The organism is Halocynthiibacter namhaensis (genome assembly GCF_000812685.1).
Classification (GTDB): domain Bacteria; phylum Pseudomonadota; class Alphaproteobacteria; order Rhodobacterales; family Rhodobacteraceae; genus Halocynthiibacter; species Halocynthiibacter namhaensis.
On the sequence record NZ_JWIF01000057.1, the window covers coordinates 1 to 18779 of the forward strand.

19 protein-coding genes and 2 pseudogenes are annotated in these 18779 nt (G+C 52.6%); 10 read left to right on the forward strand and 11 right to left on the reverse strand.

What is annotated here, in order from left to right:
* A protein-coding gene (locus RJ38_RS11045) for an IS3 family transposase (RefSeq protein WP_156121837.1) occupies positions 1-1096 on the forward strand; the annotation gives its coding sequence in 2 pieces (ribosomal slippage) (positions 1-201 and positions 201-1096; 1097 coding nt annotated over the 2 pieces). This gene is flagged as partial in the annotation.
* On the opposite strand, the gene RJ38_RS11050 is transcribed toward RJ38_RS11045, so the two are convergent.
* From RJ38_RS11050 to RJ38_RS11060, 3 genes are all read right to left on the reverse strand, one after another.
* The gene (locus RJ38_RS11050) at positions 1052-2863 is read right to left on the reverse strand and encodes a type VI secretion system Vgr family protein (protein WP_052245339.1); all 1812 of its coding nucleotides are present in this window, start codon (positions 2861-2863) and stop codon (positions 1052-1054) included. The two genes, RJ38_RS11045 and RJ38_RS11050, sit on opposite strands and share 45 nt — an antisense overlap.
* Positions 2863-3168 (reverse strand): hypothetical protein, encoded by a 306-nt coding sequence (locus RJ38_RS11055; protein WP_156121838.1) that lies wholly within the window; start codon positions 3166-3168, stop codon positions 2863-2865. The genes RJ38_RS11050 and RJ38_RS11055 overlap by 1 nt, the downstream gene beginning before the upstream one ends.
* A gap of 172 nt (positions 3169-3340) precedes the next feature.
* A complete protein-coding gene (locus RJ38_RS11060; protein WP_039018945.1) occupies positions 3341-3856 on the reverse strand; it encodes an Hcp family type VI secretion system effector in 516 nt (171 codons plus the stop codon).
* A gap of 363 nt (positions 3857-4219) precedes the next feature.
* Here RJ38_RS11060 and RJ38_RS18880 point away from each other — a divergent pair, with 363 nt between their 5' ends.
* Both RJ38_RS18880 and RJ38_RS18510 read left to right on the forward strand, forming a co-directional pair.
* Positions 4220-4471 carry a transposase gene (locus tag RJ38_RS18880; protein ID WP_238321686.1) on the forward strand — a complete coding sequence of 84 codons (252 nt, stop codon included), beginning with the start codon at positions 4220-4222 and terminating at the stop codon, positions 4469-4471.
* Entirely contained in the window at positions 4386-4715 is a 330-nt protein-coding gene (locus RJ38_RS18510) for an IS66 family transposase (RefSeq protein ID WP_238321687.1), read from the forward strand. Before RJ38_RS18880 ends, RJ38_RS18510 begins: the two co-directional genes overlap by 86 nt.
* A 120-nt stretch (positions 4716-4835) precedes the next feature.
* Here RJ38_RS18510 and RJ38_RS19055 read toward each other — a convergent pair.
* From RJ38_RS19055 to RJ38_RS11075, 3 genes and pseudogenes are all read right to left on the reverse strand, one after another.
* Positions 4836-5054: pseudogene (locus tag RJ38_RS19055) on the reverse strand (transposase); the annotation flags it as partial.
* A 464-nt stretch (positions 5055-5518) separates the two neighbouring features.
* Positions 5519-5737, reverse strand: a pseudogene (locus tag RJ38_RS19395) (Arm DNA-binding domain-containing protein); the annotation flags it as partial.
* Positions 5734-6177, reverse strand: coding sequence for a tyrosine-type recombinase/integrase (locus RJ38_RS11075; RefSeq protein ID WP_082005718.1), 444 nt, complete (start codon positions 6175-6177; stop codon positions 5734-5736). The pseudogene RJ38_RS19395 and the gene RJ38_RS11075, both read right to left, overlap by 4 nt.
* On the opposite strand from RJ38_RS11075, the gene RJ38_RS11080 reads away from it, so the two are divergent.
* Entirely contained in the window at positions 6176-6835 is a 660-nt protein-coding gene (locus RJ38_RS11080) for an SDR family NAD(P)-dependent oxidoreductase (protein ID WP_082005719.1), read from the forward strand. The genes RJ38_RS11075 and RJ38_RS11080 overlap by 2 nt on opposite strands.
* Positions 6836-7037: 202 nt before the next feature.
* Here RJ38_RS11080 and RJ38_RS11085 read toward each other — a convergent pair whose 3' ends face one another.
* Positions 7038-8150 (reverse strand): S-(hydroxymethyl)glutathione dehydrogenase/class III alcohol dehydrogenase, encoded by a 1113-nt coding sequence (locus tag RJ38_RS11085; protein WP_039018979.1) that lies wholly within the window; start codon positions 8148-8150, stop codon positions 7038-7040.
* A gap of 305 nt (positions 8151-8455) precedes the next feature.
* Here RJ38_RS11085 and RJ38_RS11090 point away from each other — a divergent pair, with 305 nt between their 5' ends.
* Positions 8456-9496 (forward strand): fatty acid desaturase, encoded by a 1041-nt coding sequence (locus RJ38_RS11090; RefSeq protein WP_039018949.1) that lies wholly within the window; start codon positions 8456-8458, stop codon positions 9494-9496.
* Between the two features lie 3 nt (positions 9497-9499).
* Here RJ38_RS11090 and nagA read toward each other — a convergent pair whose 3' ends face one another.
* The 3 genes from nagA to RJ38_RS11105 are packed head-to-tail and all read right to left on the reverse strand — an operon-like array spanning position 9500 to position 12548.
* Positions 9500-10630: an N-acetylglucosamine-6-phosphate deacetylase gene (gene nagA, locus RJ38_RS11095; protein WP_039018950.1), complete on the reverse strand. Its 1131-nt coding sequence runs from the start codon at positions 10628-10630 to the stop codon at positions 9500-9502.
* Between the two features lies 1 nt (position 10631).
* Positions 10632-11663 (reverse strand): SIS domain-containing protein, encoded by a 1032-nt coding sequence (locus tag RJ38_RS11100; RefSeq protein ID WP_039018951.1) that lies wholly within the window; start codon positions 11661-11663, stop codon positions 10632-10634.
* A 3-nt stretch (positions 11664-11666) separates the two neighbouring features.
* The gene (locus RJ38_RS11105) at positions 11667-12548 is read right to left on the reverse strand and encodes a glucosamine kinase nucleotide-binding domain-containing protein (protein WP_039018980.1); all 882 of its coding nucleotides are present in this window, start codon (positions 12546-12548) and stop codon (positions 11667-11669) included.
* Between the two features lie 159 nt (positions 12549-12707).
* Here RJ38_RS11105 and RJ38_RS11110 point away from each other — a divergent pair, with 159 nt between their 5' ends.
* The 5 genes from RJ38_RS11110 (at position 12708) to RJ38_RS11125 (ending at position 16686) form a co-directional block, all read left to right on the forward strand.
* Positions 12708-13991: an NAD(P)/FAD-dependent oxidoreductase gene (locus RJ38_RS11110; protein WP_039018952.1), complete on the forward strand. Its 1284-nt coding sequence runs from the start codon at positions 12708-12710 to the stop codon at positions 13989-13991.
* A gap of 75 nt (positions 13992-14066) precedes the next feature.
* Positions 14067-14894, forward strand: a complete 828-nt coding sequence (locus tag RJ38_RS11115; protein WP_039018953.1) for a transporter substrate-binding domain-containing protein — start codon at positions 14067-14069, stop codon at positions 14892-14894.
* A gap of 113 nt (positions 14895-15007) precedes the next feature.
* Positions 15008-15319 (forward strand): hypothetical protein, encoded by a 312-nt coding sequence (locus RJ38_RS19245; protein WP_238321684.1) that lies wholly within the window; start codon positions 15008-15010, stop codon positions 15317-15319.
* Between the two features lie 8 nt (positions 15320-15327).
* Complete coding sequence (locus RJ38_RS11120) at positions 15328-15930, forward strand: amino acid ABC transporter permease (protein ID WP_238321685.1); 603 nt, start codon at positions 15328-15330, stop codon at positions 15928-15930.
* A gap of 15 nt (positions 15931-15945) precedes the next feature.
* A complete protein-coding gene (locus tag RJ38_RS11125; protein ID WP_039018954.1) occupies positions 15946-16686 on the forward strand; it encodes an amino acid ABC transporter ATP-binding protein in 741 nt (246 codons plus the stop codon).
* A 6-nt stretch (positions 16687-16692) separates the two neighbouring features.
* Here RJ38_RS11125 and RJ38_RS11130 read toward each other — a convergent pair whose 3' ends face one another.
* Entirely contained in the window at positions 16693-18459 is a 1767-nt protein-coding gene (locus RJ38_RS11130; RefSeq protein WP_162183567.1) for a calcium-binding protein, read from the reverse strand.
* Positions 18460-18779 lie beyond the last annotated feature (320 nt).

Here is an 18779-nt window from a genome sequence, read left to right on the forward strand (position 1 = left end):
ATGCAGTGCGTATCGCAACGACCAGTGGACTGACACGACCACAAGCGGCTTCTGATTTGGGGGTTGGGCTTTCGACGCTGAACAAGTGGGTCCAAAAGCATCAGTATGATGACCTGATGTCGGGTCCTCACGAAGACGTTGAGAAAGAGAACGAACGCCTTCGCAAGGAAGTCCGGCTGCTGCGAGAGGAGAGGGAAGTATTAAAAAAGGCGGCGATCTTCTTTGCAGGCCAAAGCCGGTGAGGTTCGCCTTCATTGACGCCTGGAAAGAAGTTTGGTCCGTGGAATTTCTCTGCCGTATCATGCAGGTCACATCGCGTGGTTATCGTGCGTGGCGGGCTCGCCCGATGAGCCAGCGGCAGCGAGGCGATATGGTTATTCTGGCGCATATCCGAGAGCAACATCGTCTGAGCCTGCATAGCTATGGTCGACCACGCATGACCGCAGAATTGCAGGAAATGGGGCTGAGGGTTGGGCACCGCCGGATTGGCCGCCTAATGCGCATGAACGGCATCAAGACCGTCAGGACCCAGAAATACAAGGTGACCACGGACAGCAACCATGCGTTCAACATCGCGCCCAACTTGCTGGATCAGGATTTTTCTGCCGATGGGCCAAATCAAAAATGGGCGGGTGATATCTCGTACATTTGGACCAGCGAGGGTTGGCTCTATCTGGCGGTGATCTTAGATCTCTATTCTCGGCGCGTCATCGGCTGGGCTGTCAGTAATCGTATGAAGCGAGATCTGGCGATCCAGGCGTTGGACATGGCCGTGGCCATGCGACAACCTCCCAAGGGCTGCATTCACCACACAGATCGTGGAACGCAATACTGCTCACATGACTACCAGAAGCGGTTGTCAAAGCATGGCTTCAAAGTCTCGATGAGCGGAAAAGGAAATTGCTACGACAATTCCATGGTGGAAACGTTCTTCAAATCGCTCAAGGCAGAGCTGATCTGGCGCAACCGCTGGGAAACCAGACGCCAGACTGAAGGGGCCATCTTCCAGTATATCAATGGGTTCTATAATCCACGACGGCGTCATTCATCGTTAGGTGGCAAAAGCCCCTTGGCCTTCGAACGAAAGGCTGCCTAAATGAGTTGAGAGACCGGAACGTAACCGTGACAAGACCAGCCCTACAAGAGCCGCCAGTGAAGCAAACAGACCCGCACCACCACCACCTACGGACAAGTTCATCGAGCCGCCAATTTTTTCTTGGTGGTTTTTACCAACATCAATGGATTTATTGGTACCAACGCTTTCAATCTGATCGTTGTCGACCCGCTTCATGCGGTTGTTCAAGACCTTCAGGGTCTGATCTTTTTGAGCGTGTAGGGCGATGTTTTCCTGCCCAGCTTCATCCTCAAAGCTCAGCTCATTAAAACCCATGCCTTTGTGGCTGTCGGACCGGATGACCATTTTTGTTTTATGCTCGGGCAGGGGGTAGGGCGATATATTCGCTGCATGATAGGTCCGCCCAGTGACGATAGGCTGATCTGGATCACCTTCCAGGTAGTCGACGATAATTTCGTGGCCGATGCGGGGGATCGCGATTGAGCCCCATGTGCCGCCAGCCCAGTTCTGCGACACGCGCACCCAGCAGGAGGAATGCTCGTTTTTCTCCCCGTAACGGTCCCACGGGAAGAATACCTTCACGCGGCCATGTTCATCGCAATAGATTTCCTCGCCCTCTGGGCCAGTCACAGTTGCGATCTGGGGTCCATCCACCAGGGGTTTGCGTACAAGTGGCGGGCGATAGGGCAGGCGCGCAGGCATCGTAGTGAAGCTAGCGCTGTAGGTTGTTGGTGCAGACCCTGCGTCTTCTTGTAAGGCAGCGCTTTGGCTGCCGGAATGGCTGACGCCAAGCAGAAAATGCGAGGCATTCACACGCGCATCATCATGATCGCAGATTGAGAAATGGAAGCCCGCACAAAGATGGATGTTGTTGGTCACACCATGACCCGTGGTCGCATCAACACGCACGCTTTCCATGCGGTGTTGGGTAAAATTGCCACCAACAGCGCTTGGGTTCTTGTAACGGCCGGGATAGTCATAAAGTTTATAGTCCGCAGACAACCCATTGTCTTCCTGTTTGGCGCGGGCTTCATTCATCCGTGCGGCAGGGTTTTTGAAGGTGTAATCATTCATCTCGTAATTGGTGGACCGCAGACGTTCATGCTGCGAGAAGCTCGATATCGCGCTGCCTTTTAGCTGCCCGCCCGACTTTGCATTATAAGTGATCATCGGCGCGGCAGCCAATACCGGGGTCGATAGTGGGGCGTCGCTAATGATCATCGTATGCGCACTGGCGGTGTGCTCAAAGAAGTAGAATATCCCCTCTTCACCCAATAGACGTTCCGTAAATTCCAACGCGGTTTCACGATACTGGGTGCAATATTCACGTGATGCATGTTCGCCCGCAAGTCGCCAATCAACATTGGTGATTTCATGCTCTTCCAGAACCTGTTTAATAATATCAGGTACTGTTTTGCTCTGCCAAATGCGGCTGTCAGATGTATGCGCAAGACGTTGCAACGCAGGCCGGAGCGTCACAGTATAAAATGTGCGCCGGATGCCGCTATCACCCCGAGAAGCCTCCGTGATGATCCCGTTTAGAAAACGCGGCACATCGTATTTATGATAAATCCCCAGGCAAGCTTGGGTGTCCATCAAAGCATGAAGATCGATATCCGCATCCTCAGAGGCAAGCTCAACATGGATTTCAAACGGGGCATTTACGGCTTCATTTGCGGAAAATCCAACCACAACAAAACTTCCCGTGCTAGCGGTAAAGCCAAAGGCTATATCCTGATCTTGATCGAGAAAGCTCTCGGCAAATTCCATCACAGCATTACCATCCATTACAGGGCTTCCTTATTTGGGGGGATCTCGTCGCGGGTCGCAGGCTTTGCAAACCTTGCGTATAATTTGGTCAGACGTTTAAAGATGGCTTTCGGGGACCACGTCTTGGGTTCCACCTCAGGCTCTGGGGTACAGAGGATCTCAGCTGGAATTGGAACATCAGCATCATCCGGTACAGCACTTGCAAGACGGGTGGCCTCCGCAGCGCTTAACTCTTGCGGTTCAAGATGCGCAAATACACCATCAGCCGCCTCAACAGGGTCGGGACGGCGCCGGGCGCGATCTGGGACAAGATCAATCTGCATCCAGTAACTTTCAAACTCATTAAAATCCTGCCCGGAAGAGGGGTAACAAAACACTCCGGACAGGGAAATCACAGGTTGCGGCACGTAAAACATGCACCAACTAACACTCCGCAACCCTCCCCATGACGTTAATGTTTCCATTAACCTTTGCCACGGGGAATTCTCGCCAAACTTAGGCTTGGATCGGGGCGCGCCAGTCGTCAGAACCAGACGTGCCAGCCACAACATGTTCCCACATGATTTTGCGGTAAGTCATCTTGATGTCGACCAATTGCGTGTAGTCGGTCATCTCTGGATCTTTGGCGTGCGGCATGGCGCAATTGATGTCCACGATCAGTGCTTCTTCAAGCTGTGTGGTGAAGAAGTGCACTTGCTCGGACGCCTGCGTGCGGTACCATTTCAACTCAACATTGGTCAAAAGTTCGCCTGTTACCAATGCGTTATACATCAAAGGCACAGCTTTGTTCAGGGAACATGTGAAGGTAAACGGCTGGTGAATACGCGTGCCAGTTGGGTTGCCAGACTGTGGGTCACGCGGGGTGATGACGCCGTGGTCAAAGGCCTGAACCATGATCTCGTCTTCATGGCCGGCTTGCCATTCGTTAACGATTGAATCAAAGGTTGTCGCGCCCTGAGAAATGAGACCCTGGGTTTCCCCTTCGATGGTGAGATAGGCTGGCATTGGCATGTGGAAATACTCCGAAAACTGGTTAATAACTGATCACAATATACACCTGTCAAAAAGGCATGTCCGTAAGTTCTGTGCATAAAAAGTCAGGAATTCGCAGTTTTACACAACCGGACAAATTTTGCGTAACTCGTTGTAAATAATCATGTATTCCAGCTATCTCGGGCATTTGGTCGGGCGGAAATTCGCCCGATAAGGCATCGATACACGTTAGGCGAGAGTAACGACGAGTTAATAAAGTCTATTGATCTCGATGTAAAACGGCGGTAAACACCAAGGCAACCCCCTCTATTCTGGTTTTATCTGATCTGTGATTATTGCGCGAAGCTGGCGATTTGCTAGCGCAATGTGAGGGATTTGATGATGGGTAAGCAGCAGCGAGGTCGGGGCACCAAATACGATGATGCGTTCAAGCGTCAGCTTGTTGCGGAAAGCCATGCGGATGGCGTGAGCGTTCCTATGGTATCGAAGCGACACGGGGTGACGACGAGCCGGATATACGCGTGCCATTCAAAACCGAGACACCGTCATCGCCGATCTACGCCTACAGCTTCACGGCCACAAAAAGCATCGCTTCGGGTCAAAGTCAGAAAGCAGCGCACAGCTGGCGCTTGAGTTGATCCTTGAAGAGATGGAAATCGAACAGGCCGCTGAGATGGATGATGGGGATGGGTCCTCTGACGCTGAGGTCAAGCCGCCCCGCACATCGCGCAAGCGCAAACCTTTCCCGAAAAACCTCAAACGGGTTGTGAAAACCATCACCCCCAGTGATGCGTGTGAAGACTGCGGTGGCAGCTTCAAAGTGCTGGGAACCGATGTGATGGAGAGTTGGAATATGTACCGGGCCATTACATCGTGAACCAAATTGGGCGCCCGCGTCTGGTTCAACCTGTTGTGAGGCCGTTGTTCAGGCTGAGATGAACCAGACCGGGTTTATCGGAGACGTTTTAGTTCCTATTCTGCGGCTAGAGTGGTAACCGCCCAGGGCCACGTATACCGCCTTGTTTTTGACCTGACGGCTTTCCGCATCGCGGATTTTGACGCGTAAGGCATCAAGGAAAACGATTGGGTACATCGGTTCCAGAGCGCGGTTTTGCCAATCCGAAACCTCCTCCAGAACAGCGTCGGTGACACGGCTGATAAGGTCGCCCGACAGCTTAAGGCCGTACACCTCTTCAAGGTGGGCCCGGATGTCGCGCGTGCAGCGTCAGCGTAGCGGGCAGGGGCATGTTGCAACGTCTTCGCTAGGGATCGCAGTTGCTCGGCGCTTAAAACTCGCCCACGCGCAGCACGCCGGTTTCTTTTGATTGGACGTGCCGGATTGTTGAACGCCTCTGGGAGATGTCCCTTGCTTTGTCCCCAATTCATCATCGTTGTAAAATGCCCCAGCGCTTGATTGGCACCGCCCGGACTTGTCTTGGAAAACATGTGAAACCATTGCGCCAGTTCTGCTGTGGCAATCCGGTTCACGGGTTTGGAGCCAAAAGCAGGCAAGAGTTGGTTTCTGAGATATATTTTAAAACTGGCAAGGCCGCCCTCAGAATACACCTCCGTTTTTTCGGTGATGAACAGTTTGGCCAAAGCTGAGAAGGTAAGGCATGGGCGTGAGGCTGCTTGCACCTGCATTGCATCCATGGGGCTTGCATGTGCGTGTGCACGGGCTGCTGTACGCGCCTCATCCAGAGTCAACGCATTGAAACGACCCAGAGTGACCCGGCGCGTTTTACCCTCGCGTTTTTGCCAGCTCACCCATGACATCGCGCCGGAGGGTTGAACACGCAAGGCAAGTGCATCACATGCGGCGTCATATAATGTGTATTCCTTTTCCTGAACTTTGATGGAGCGCAGCATCAAGGGGCTAAACAGTACAATACGTTTCATAATTGTGCTCCTTTTCTGGCCTTACGCCAAGCGCGCAGGTCCCGCAGAAACACGTCGGTTTCAAATCCCCACTGCGCACAAAATACATCCACAGATTGTTTCGATCTTATGAAGGTCGCAAATCGGCGCTCAGGTGCGAGGGTTGGTTTTGACATGAAACTGTCGAACTTTCGGGCGACACGCTGGCTTGCGTCTTGCTCTGCCTTTTTGTCCAAATGCGCATAGCCAGCCGTGGTGTTGATATCAGAGTGGCCGAGCAACCCACCTATAGATCGCAACTCAATTCCATTGTTGATGGCAATGGATGCAAAGCTATGACGCAGATCATGTAGCCGCAGGTTATCAAGATGTGCTGCTTTTTTGATGACGGGCCACAACTTATCAATTTCATTGCTTCCGATATGACTATCACCTGAACCGAAGGCATATGGTGCAGAAATCGCGCGCCACTACGCGACTGCAGGGGCGAAAATCGCGATCTGGGATGTGTCTGCACCGGGTGCCGCACCCGAGGGCGCCTTGTATTGCAAGGTAGACATCAGCGATCCAGCCCAAATCACAGCGGCCGTGGCAAAAACATGTGCTGCCTATGGTGGCATCGATTTTCTGTCACATAACGCTGGGTTCTCTGGCCCGACATTGCCCGTGGTTGATAATGATCCCGCGACTTGGGCCAAGGTCGTAGAAGTCAACCTGACCGGCACTTTCTATTTGGCGCATGCGATCGTGCCGGTGATGCAGAAGAAAGGCTTTGGCAGGATCATCAACATGGCCTCTTTGGCTGGGAAAGAAGGCACGCCGAACGCCTCGGCTTACTCAGCGGCTAAAGCCGGGGTCATTGGGTTTACCAAATCTCTATCCAAGGAGCTGGCCTTGACCGATATTCGGGTCAATTGCATCGCCCCTGCAGCTGTTAAAACGGCGATCTTGGATCAAATGACACCTGAATTTGTGCAGGTCATGATCGACAAATCCCCAATGAAACGCTTAGGCACGATTGAGGAAACCGCCCGTTTGGTCATGTGGCTTTCGTCAGAGGATTGTACATTCAACACCGGCGCGGTCTTTGACTTATCCGGGGGGCGGGCAACATACTGATGACGCGCATTCGCCCGGTCATTGCCGGCATTGCCGATTTTTTGACTTAATCAGACCAGAGCACTCAGACGTGTTTTCAACTGAATTGCTTAAGTGGCTTGGGCCTTCCTAATGTCGACACATTGCCCACCCTAGAGTACGCCAAAACAAAGGCCCCTCGCATCGCTGCGAGGGGCCTGTTTCATCGGTAAAATATGTGTTCTTAAAACTCAACAACGGCGCGAATGCTTTCGCCTTTGTGCATCAGTTCAAACCCCTCATTGATCTGATCCAAAGTCAGTTTATGGGTGATCATCGGGTCGATCTCGATCTTGCCGTCCATGTACCAATCAACGATTTTCGGAACATCCGTGCGCCCGGATGCGCCGCCAAATGCCGTGCCACGCCAGCTGCGCCCGGTGACCAACTGGAAGGGCCGCGTGGAAATTTCAGCGCCCGCGGGGGCCACGCCGATGATGATGCTTTCGCCCCACCCTTTATGGGCTGCTTCCAGCGCTGTGCGCATCACGCCAACATTGCCGGTCGCGTCAAATGTGTAATCTGCGCCGCCGCCGGTCAGTTCAACCAAATGCGCTACAAGGTCACCGTCAATTTTGGATGGGTTCACGAAATCGGTCATGCCAAAACGGGTCGCCATTTCGACTTTGCCTTCGTTCAAATCAACGCCAACAATCTGATCCGCACCCGCCAATTTCAGACCCTGAATAACGTTCAAACCGATACCACCAAGACCGAAAACGATCCCGGTAGACCCGATCTCAACTTTGGCGGTGTTGATCACTGCACCGATGCCCGTGGTGACACCGCAACCGATGTAACAGATCTTGTCAAATGGCGCGTCTTTACGGACTTTCGCCAAGGCAATTTCCGGTACAACCGTATGATTTGCGAATGTTGAACAGCCCATATAATGGTGGATCGGCGTGCCATCAAGCATAGAGAAACGGGTGGATCCGTCCGGCAAAAGCCCCTGCCCTTGGGTCGAACGAATGGACTGACACAGATTGGTTTTTGGGTTCAAACAATAGTCACATTCGCGACATTCGGGCGTGTAAAGCGGGATCACGTGATCACCCACTTCTAGTGAGGTCACGCCTTCGCCAATTTCAATCACAATACCCGCGCCCTCATGGCCCAAGATCGCAGGGAAGATGCCTTCGGGGTCGTCACCTGAACGCGTAAATTCGTCGGTATGACACAGGCCAGTCGCCTTGATTTCCACCAAGACCTCGCCCGCGCGTGGACCTTCCAAGTTCACTTCCATAACTTCCAATGGTTTACCAGCAGCAACAGCCACAGCAGCGCGTGTTCTCATCATTTCACAATTCCTTATTCAGTCCTGAAACGAGACAGAAATCGAACGGGCCGCAGATGTGTCACAGCCAAATTCAACCTCCAATTTCGCTAACTATGCCCAAAACCCAGCCGAGCGATAGTGATAATTGCGGCATTTCATTCTGTCTCCGACATTTTTATAGTGCGAACAAACCAAGAATTTTATGCCAAATTTGCGCAGATCCCCGCTTTATTGAGACATTTTGAACCGCTCCTTAAGATTTTACTTGCTATGATGCGCAGGTCGTTTATCCGAAATGACAACCACGACAACACAGCAGGCACATGACAAAATCTTCAGATTCCGGCCCCGCCCTTAAAAACTCAACCTCCGCACGCGATTGGGTGAAGGTTCTTGCGAACTATCGTGAACCCAACCAACTGCGCAGCAGTTTTGAGTTGGGCGTCACAGCCGTGCCGTTCTTTTTGCTTTGGGCCCTTGCTTGGTGGTCCTTGTCCATCAGTTATTGGTTGGCTTTCGCAATTTCCATTGGAAACGCCGCGTTTTTGCTGCGCTTGTTCACGATCCAACACGATTGTGGCCATGGTGCGTTCTTCAAAAATCGTCATGTCAGCGACTGGGTTGGGCGCGCGCTTGGGGTTCTAACCCTCACGCCCTATGATGTTTGGCGTCGCACACATTCAATTCACCACAGTGGTGCTGGAAATTTGGCACGTCGCGGCATGGGCGACATTCACACGGCGACTGTTGCTGAATATAAAGACATGTCAACGCGTCAACGCCTGATGTACCGTCTATACCGCCACCCGGTGACATTGTTTGTACTTGGGCCCAGTTATCTATTCTTACTGCAAAATCGTCTGCCTTTCGGCCTCATGAACAGCATGCGCTATTGGATCAGTGCGATGGGTACGAATATTGTGATTGTCCTCGCACTTGGTATTATTCTCTACTTTGGTGGTCTGATGCCGGTTCTATTGATTTTCCTACCCTCAACACTTCTGGCCGCCACTGCTGGTGTTTGGTTGTTTTACGTACAGCACCAGTTCGAGGAAACCTTCTGGGAAACCGATGAAAATTGGCAGCTGCATGATGCGGCCCTACACGGCAGTTCGCACTATGTGATGCCTAAAATCTTGCAATGGTTCAGCGCCAATATTGGCATTCACCATGTACATCATCTCTACAGTCGCATTCCCTTTTACCGCCTGACACAAGTGCTTCGCGATCATTCTGAATTGGCCGAAAGCAATCGTTTGACGATCAGTGAAAGCATCGCTTCAGCGCGCCTTCACCTTTGGGATGAAAACAGCAAACGCCTGCTGTCATTCAGAGAAGCCCAACTTGTGATGGCCAAAGCGTAAGCTTTACAAAATATACAATTCTAGCGCCCGGTCTAACCAGATCGGGCGTATTTTTTTGCCCAATGCAAATCCCCCCGCCCCCGGGGCCTGGTGCAACAAACCCGCAGGAACAGAAGTGGCCATAGCGAGAGCATCCGCAAGATCGATACCAACCTGATGAACCAGAACGCGAATTGCTTGCGCCATATCCAAGTCAGCCCCAGCGAGGGTACCATCTTCAAGGGTCAATTTTCCATCACGACGCAAGATCCGACGGCCATTCAGCATAAATTCAGTTTTGGTGGATCCAGCAACGGCCATTGCATCCGTCACCAAGAACATCTGACCTGGCCCGCGCTTTCCGCGAATTGCTGCCCCCATGCTTGCGGGGTGAACATGGATGCTATCCGCGATCAATCCTGCCGACACACGCCCATCATCAAGCGCAGCTCCGACCAGACCCGGTGCACGATTTCCCATTTGACTCATGGCGTTAAACAAATGCGTCACGCAACGCGCCCCCGCATCCATCCATCTTTTACATTGTGCAAAATCCGCATCCGTATGCCCCAGTGAAACAATCACGCCCGCATCCGCCATCCGTGTCACTTGCGCCTCCGAAACAGTTTCAGAAGCGACCGTCATCATCACATTGGGCAGGCGCGCGGCTGCATCTAAAACCAACGCCAAGTCCGTATCGTCCATCGGTCGAACAAGGGATCCGTCATGCGCACCTTTTCGTGCAATCGACAAATGCGGCCCCTCTAGGTGCAAGCCAATAATCCCTTCGACACCTGTCGCAATGGCCTGCTCTACCGCGTCAACTGCGGAACGACTGTGTGCCGGCGTGTCCGTAATCAATGTTGGAAGAAAACGCCCTGTGCCCAGTGTCGCATGCGCAGCTGCAATGATAGAAAGATTCGCAAGCGAAGGGGCATCATTAAACATCACGCCCCCCCCGCCGTTGACTTGCAGATCAACAAATTCAGGCACCAATGTGCCGCCATCAAGTGAGATGACCTGGCAATCCTCGGGAAGAAATTTTTGCGAAACAATTCCCTTAAAGCCCAAGTTATTGTCCAGCAACAACGCCACGCCGCAGTGAATGCGAGTGCCATCAAAAATATCTGCCCCAAGATAGGCTGTGAAATTCATGTTAAACTGTTTCCGTTATTTTTTTCAAATGACGCGGGGCATCCGGGTCAATCCCATGCGCACGCGCGATCTTTTCGACCATCACATAAACTCCCGCGATCACCGCAATCGGGTCCGTTAAAAAATGCCCCGTCCGTACAACTGGTAAACAGCTTGCCTTCTGCGCCCGGGAGGATGTCACAAAGACCGCCCCGCCCAGCGCAGATATTTCATCCGCAACCTCAACCAACACCGCCTCTGCAGCATCCGCTGCCGTCATCGCCAAAACTGGGAAGCCCCCATCGACCAATGACACAGGCCCATGTAACACCTCGGCCGACGAATAACTTTCCGCGTGCAACTGACAAATTTCTTTAAATTTTAACGCGGCTTCGTTCGCCATTGCCCATGACGGGCCACGGCCCAGACAATAAAGCGATTGCCGCCTTTTGATCGCTTCCCCGAACCCCGACCAATCCTGCTGCACAGATTTCTCAAGCACCTCCGGTAGATTTCGGATCGCAGCGAGAAGAGACTTATCCTGCGTAAACTCGGCCAACAACCAAACAGACGATATTGCCGAATTCACAAATGTCTTGGTGGCAGCCACGCTTATTTCGGGCCCAGCATGAAGATTCAAGACATGTTCAGAAACTTGGGCCAACTCAGAATCACCGTTGTTCGTCATAGCGATAGACAACGCACCTGACGACCTAGCAGCGCGTGCCATTGCCACAATATCGGGGCTTTTCCCAGATTGGGAAATGGAAATGCAAGCGCTGCCTGATAACTTCAGCTGACGCTGATAAACTGAAGCGACCGATGGTCCAACCGAGGCTACAGGCACCCCTAGCAACAGCTCGCTAACGTATTTAAAGTAAGTTGCAACATGGTCTGATGATCCCCGCGCGACACTGGTCATAAAGGCGGGGTCTTGCGTGCGAAGTGCGGCGGCGGCGTCCCGTATTGCGTCATTGCCATGGGTCAAAAGCCGTTCGGCAGCAGATGGGATATCTAATGTTTCGCGAAGCATTAACGTCGAAGATTGTGTCATGTATTATCCATTCACAGCGGCCCGCATCGCAAGTTGCAGCGCGCCTGATACCGCGTCACCAGCGGGGCGCACCAATTCTCGCAACATTTCGGGGGTCAAAAAGCGTTCATATTTCTTACCCAATCCACCACTTAAACACAGGCGATCCCCCACGTTAAAACCCGTTGCACGTAAACTATTCTGTAGATGCACCGCGCCTTCATGCATCAATTTCCCAGCGATCACATCGCCAGCCGCAGCGAAAGCAACAACGTCAGGTGCAAAACGTGCAAACTCACCGGGCGTTGCCTGAAAGCTGAAACACGCGACATCTGCCGCATTTTGTTTGAAGCTATCAAAGGTTTGCGATGTGATCGAAGTGTGGCCTTTCACGCCATCACAACAGAACAACATTTCTTCCAACAATCGCCGTCCAAGCCAAGCACCACTTCCATGATCTGATATTTGGGCGCCCCAACCGCTGGCAAAACGCAATTTCCCACGGGATCGTGTAGCTGCGATCACCCCAGTTCCGATCGCCAGCAGACTGCCATCCTCATTCCCGAGAGCCCCGGCCAAAGCCGTGGGGCGATCGTCGGTCACATGAATATATCTATAAGGCAGCGCATCAATCACGCGCGCGCCAATATCGTCGGATATCACCCCAGCCAATCCCAAATGCATCTGAGTGCCTGCCAGCAGTTCAGCAGAAATGCCAAGCCTTTGTCCAGCGGCCTGAATGGCGCCCGTGATGTTGTGGATTGCGCCATCAAAATCCGTAGACACATTCGCTGGGCCACCCGTCACTTGCGCTTTGGGGATTAAATCCATGCCCGAAATCGCGACACGGCAGCCGCTGCCGCCGCCATCCACGCCGACTAAAAATTTGCTATCAACCTGCTTCATAATCGCGAGCTTATTAGACCTTGGCGATGTTTGAAAGCTGCCAGTTTCCCCATCCTTCCCGCAGGCAGTACCTGCGAAACTTTCACTCATGCATGAGTGAATTTCAAATGCGGGCAGTCAAAAAACATGACAAGCTGTCGGAAAACAGGGGGATTGTTGATGCAAACTGATTATGTGGACAGCTATTACAGTCGTACGCGCGCGACAGATGTCGAATACGCGCCCTTGCAGGGGATGATTGAGGCCGACGTATGTGTGATTGGCGGTGGCATCGCCGGACTCAGCACAGCATGGGAACTAACCCAACGCGGCCTCAGTGTCGTGGTTCTCGAAAAAAATCGCTTGGCCTGGGGTGCCAGTGGCCGCAATGGCGGCATCTTAGGGGCTGGGTTTGCTGGACCTGACAGCGGCTTGGAACGCGCCGGTCCAAAGGCCGCGCGTGCCTTATATGATCTGTCGCGTGAAGGCGTCCGCACCGTGATCGAGAACACCACGAACCTGAACCTAAAAGGCGTTGATCCTGTGGCTGGGCGAATTTCTGTTTCGCGCTATCCCGATGCAAAGGGCATGCAAGACAGCATCCGCACCACTGCTGAAAAATTCGACCATCATAAAGAATATCTTTCGACGGAAAAGCTGCGTGAACTTGTGAATTCAGATCGGTTCTTCGATGGGTACTTCGACCCGGAAAGCTATCACATTCACCCGCTAAATTATTGCAAAGGCCTTGCGCATCATATCGTGCAGACTGGTGGACAGGTGTTTGAACATTCCGCGATGATCTCGATGGATCACACCGGCGCTGAGAAGCACACACACACCGCCCAAGGCTGCGTGAAATCGAAATATGTTGTGATGTGCGGCAGTGGATATGGTGGCCCCGAGTTTGGAAAGACCTACAACAGTTTGCTGCCTATCGCGACTTATGTGATCAGCACCAAAAACCTGGGCGGTCGCTTGGATGGATTGATGAATACGAAGGCCGCGGTGGGTGATACGCGCCTGTCTTGTGACTATTTCCGCGTGACCCCGACTGGTGAATTGCTTTGGGGGGGCGGCATGTCTGGCCTTGCGAAATCACCAGCAAATCTTGCGGAACTGATGAAGAACCGCGTGCTCGAGGTTTTCCCACAACTGGCCGATGTTGAAGTCGATGTCGCATGGACTGGCTTAATGGGGTATTCACGTCACAAAATGCCCTATGTTCAGGAAGTTGCGCCGAATGTATGGACGGCCACAGCCCTTGGGGGGCATGGGTTAAACACCGGCCCAGCGATTGCACGCGTCGTGGCTGAGGCCATCGCAGAAAATGGCACCCGACACGAGCTGTTTGCACCTTTTGGTCTACGCTGGAATGGCAGTGTATTTGGCCCAATTGCGGCTGACATGATCTGCGCAGCTTCTAATTTTGGTCACAAATTACGCGAGCGCTTCATGAAATAAACTCATACTCTTATGACTTGCTTTTATGCGTCACCCTGCGAGAGTAGTTTGCATACAAACAAGGGAGGAAAAGATATGAGTATTTTCAAGAAGGCCGCATCATTGGCGATTGCATTGGGCCTGACGACAGGTGCCCTGCAAGCGGGTGACGTTCTGGACCGTGTTATGTCTGAGGGTGTATTGCGCATGGCGACTGACCCTGCTTGGGCTCCACAGTCATTCCTAAATGACGACAATGAGATGGACGGTTTTGACGTTTCCGTAGGACGCGCAATCGCCGCAAAACTGGGTGTTGAAATTGAATTCGTCACCCCAGATTGGAGCCTAATCACGGCCGGTAACTGGGCTGGTCGCTGGGATATGTCTGTGGGATCGATGACCCCAACCAAAGAACGCGCAGAGGTTCTGAATTTCCCCGCGATCTACTATTATGTCCCAGCCTCCGTGGGTGTGCACAATGATTCACCAGCGCAAGCAGTCTCAGACTTGAACGGCAAGACAATTGGTGTAAGCGCGGCTTCCACATGGGAAAACTACCTGCGTCATGATCTGACGATTGATGCCGAAGGTGTACCCACATTTGAATACCAGATTGAGCCCGGTGAAATCCGCACCTATGGCACGGACATCCCAGTGGTGAACGAGCTGCGCCTGGGTGATGGTATACGCATTAATGCGATGATCGGCAGCCTGCCAAACCTGACCGAAGCCATCAAAAACGGTTATCCCATTCGCGTGCTTGGCGACCCAGTGTTCTATGAACCGCTGGCCGTTGCAATTGACCTTGGCGACCAAGAATTCAACGACAAGCTTGCGGGCATCGTAGATGAGTTGCGTAGCGAGGGCACTTTGGCTGAATTGTCTTTGAAATGGTACGGCGTGGATTATGCCAACACAAAGTAGGCCACTGACGGTTTATTGAAACTTTGCTCGGCGGCGGAGGAGGAGACTTCCGCCGAGCAGCCATTGGGGGGACCAAATTGCTATATTCAGACACTGTTCGAGGCAGAAGCTTGGTGGAACAGCCACCAGTCATCGCCGCCATTTTCGTGATTTCGTGCCTGCTATTGGGCTGGTCTGGGGCGTATCAATTACTGTTTAAGTTGCCATTTATCACAGCGCCCGAGGTGCAATCCACAGGCGGAATCATTGTAACAACCATAATTGCCGCGATCCTGTTCACAGGCAACATCATCCTCATCTCGCTGCTGCGCATCCGCTGGCAAATCGCGATTGTCTGGGCCGAATTATTCGGCTGCTTCATGATCTTTTTCTTCAGTTTCGACCTGAACTTTCGTTCATCCTACGCAAACTGCCCTTCCTGCTGACCCAAGGGGTGTTCACCACACTTTACGTTTCAGCCATTTCAATTTCCATCGCCACGGTCTTGGCCATTTTCGGGGCCATTGCGAAGCTGTCCAACAACGGTTTTTCCTTCGCCATCGCGAGTTTCTATACCTCGATGTTTCGTGGCCTTCCCCTGCTTGTGCAAATCTACTTGCTCTATCTCGGGCTGCCACAATTGGGCATCTTCGTCGAAGCCGTCCCCGCAGGTATCATTGCGCTATCGCTTTGCTATGGGGCCTATATGACCGAGATCTTCCGCGCTGGCATCATGTCAATCGACAAGGGCCAATGGGAGGCATCGCGCGCCATTGGCTTCAAGTTCAGCCTGACCATGCGCCGCATTATCTTGCCCCAAGCCGTGCCTGTCATCGTCCCGCCTTTGGGCAACCAGTTCATTGCTATGTTGAAAGACAGCTCGCTTGTGTCCGTTCTTGGCGTCTGGGAGTTGATGTATCTGGCCCGCACCTTAGGCCAACGTGAATTTCGCCACCTAGAAATGCTGCTGACTGTCGCTTTGATCTACTGGTTCATGACCCTCATATTCGAGATCATTCAAAAGCAGATCGAAAACCACTTCCAGAAACACCGCTAAGCGCAGGATGATGATATGACCAATACCAATGGGATCATCGAGATCCGCAACATGCATAAATACTATGGTAAATTCCACGCACTGAAGGACATTAACCTGTCCGTGCAGCTGGGTGAAAAGATCGTGGTTTGTGGCCCATCCGGGTCTGGGAAATCAACAATGATCCGTTGCATCAATCGCCTTGAAGCCCATCAAGAGGGTTCAGTCGTGGTGGATGGAATCGAACTGCATGAGGACATGCGTAACATTGACGTTGTGCGTCAAGGGGTCGGGATGGTCTTCCAGCATTTCAATCTATTTCCGCATATGACCGTTTTGCAAAACCTGACAGCCGGTCCAATGTGGGTGAAGAAAGTTTCCGAGGCGGAAGCCCATGCAACGGCTATGAAATACCTCGAGAGGGTTCAGATCGCAGAGCAGGCGCATAAATACCCCGGTGCCTTATCAGGTGGACAGCAGCAACGGGTGGCCATCGCACGGTCCCTGTGTATGGAACCCAAAGTGCTGCTGTTCGATGAACCGACCTCAGCCTTAGATCCCGAAATGGTGAACGAAGTCCTGGAAACCATGGAAAGCCTCGCAGAAACTGGCGTGACCATGATCTGCGTGACGCATGAGATGGGTTTCGCAAAAGCCGTGGCAGACCGTGTGATCTTTATGGATCACGGGCAGATCATCGAACAGAACGATCCTGTGACATTTTTTGAAAACCCTCAATCACCAAGGACGCAACAGTTCCTAGAGCAAGTATTGTAGACACCACTACATCACATTCCACGACGCGTCTTCATCTTGAAAGACAAAGGCATCTACGCCAGCGTCGTGGCCGTAGTCCAGACCCGCAGAGGGCGCACCTCCCCCAGAGTCGCCATAGATTATGTCATCACCCGTCCCCCCGGTGATGGTGTCATCTCCGTCGTCGCCGTAAATCTTGTCGTCGCCGCCCCCTCCATCGATGTTATCAGCATCAGGCGTGCCGTATATAATATCGTCACCTGCTGTACCCACCTCACCGAATATGATGTTATCCGGAATAATCGTGCGGTTCGGCCCCAAGACCACGGCATCCCGAATGTCGTCTTCCGTTAAAACCACCCCGTTTGCTGGCAAAAGATCTAGACGTTCATCCCGCCAGGTCACCTGAAAAACACCCTGTATAACCTCAATCGTTAGAGACGACGCATCATAGAGAAAAGACCAATGTGACAGATCCAACTTGTCTTCAAGCGGGTTAAAGTCCGTGATCGTGTCAAGTTCACCATCAAATGCCAACACAAAAACATCCGAGCCATCCCCCCCTGAAAGCGCATCACTGCCAGCACCATCACGTATAATATCATCGCCTAAGCCACCGGAGATCGCATTGTTCTGTGCATCCCCCTCCAAGACATCATGCTGTGCCCCCCCCACCAGCGACCCATCGCCCGCGATAACTGCACCTGCGGTTGAAAAGGCGCTTACGTCGAACTCGACCTGAATGATCCCCTTCCCACCCGCGGTTGAGATCAAGCCGTATAACATCCCTGCTTGGGCAGATAAGGTGATGTCTGTGATAGACGCGAATGACGTCGCGATGGTGCTTTCAAGCGACTGCATGTAATGTAGCGTTCCGTCGGGCATCAGCAAAAACAGGCTAATGCCGCTATCTGCCCCCCCTGCGACGACGAAGGTATGCCCGTTGATCTCCAAGGTATCAACCGCTTGCGCCCGGCCAAACCTCGTATCCAATGTGTCCATTACTTGATCGGTCATGACCATGCTGCCATCAGCTTGCGTACGCACCACCGTCAAGGTTCCGTCTTGCCCACTGCCTGCTGCCGAAGCTAACACCGTATAATGACCACCGTTTTTGACCGCCGACGCCATGGCTGTTGGAATCCCTCCGTAATATTCCAGAGAGCTTGCCAAAGTTGCTGTCCCGTTGGTCATGACATAGCTGGATAGACCGCGTTCGGATTGACTGCCCACCATCACGATTTCAACGTTGCCACCAAGGGTCATGCTGCTCATAACGCCGATATCCTGGGCAAAGCTCATCGTGCTATCCGTGACCGTACTGACCAAGCTGATGGGGCCATTCGTTGCCTGAGAATAAATATCAAACCCGTCTTTGCCTGAGGCCGCTGAAACCACATAGCCCGATCCAGTTTGCACAGCAATCTGGTGTGGCCCCGATGTTGCAAGCGTGGTGCTGGTAAAACTTCCAAGCGTACCAAACGCGTCAAATCCCACATCCAGAAGTGTCCCCGCAACCGGTCCGGTCACCATCAGGCGTGCCCCTTGGTCCGTGTTCAACACATCGATCCAGGCCCCCAGCGCCCACGAGGAATTCGCATCAAAAAGCAAGCTATCTTGCGCAGTGATGACCCCACTGCTGTTCATTAAGTAGGTTGCTACGCCACCTCCAACACCCGTGAGTGTGGCAATCAGGGTCCCCTCGGAGGTCTCGACACACACCAAGCCATTCACCCCATCGTCGAAGGCATCATTCCCCGTAACATAGCGCCCTGTAATCTGTAATTCTGGCATAAAGGCCCCCACCATTTAACCACCGTAGAGCCGCCAGCATGAATGGTCCCCCCGTCAGAAGTTGAGCCGAATAAAGGTGAGAATGTGGATATTGTCGCGGATTAGGTCCGAATTTTATCTACTTCCGAAGCAATCACAACGATGGGTTCCGCAAGGACCGTTTGCATTCTTTTGGAGGTTTGCCGTCATAGGTAAAGGCCTCGACGTTGCAGTGGCTACAGACCCATCTCTTTGACCGGGTGTTACGACGAAATCGTGTTTCAGACCAACGACATGATCGCCCTGAAAACCCGCTTCCTGATTTTTGTTTACCTAAGCGC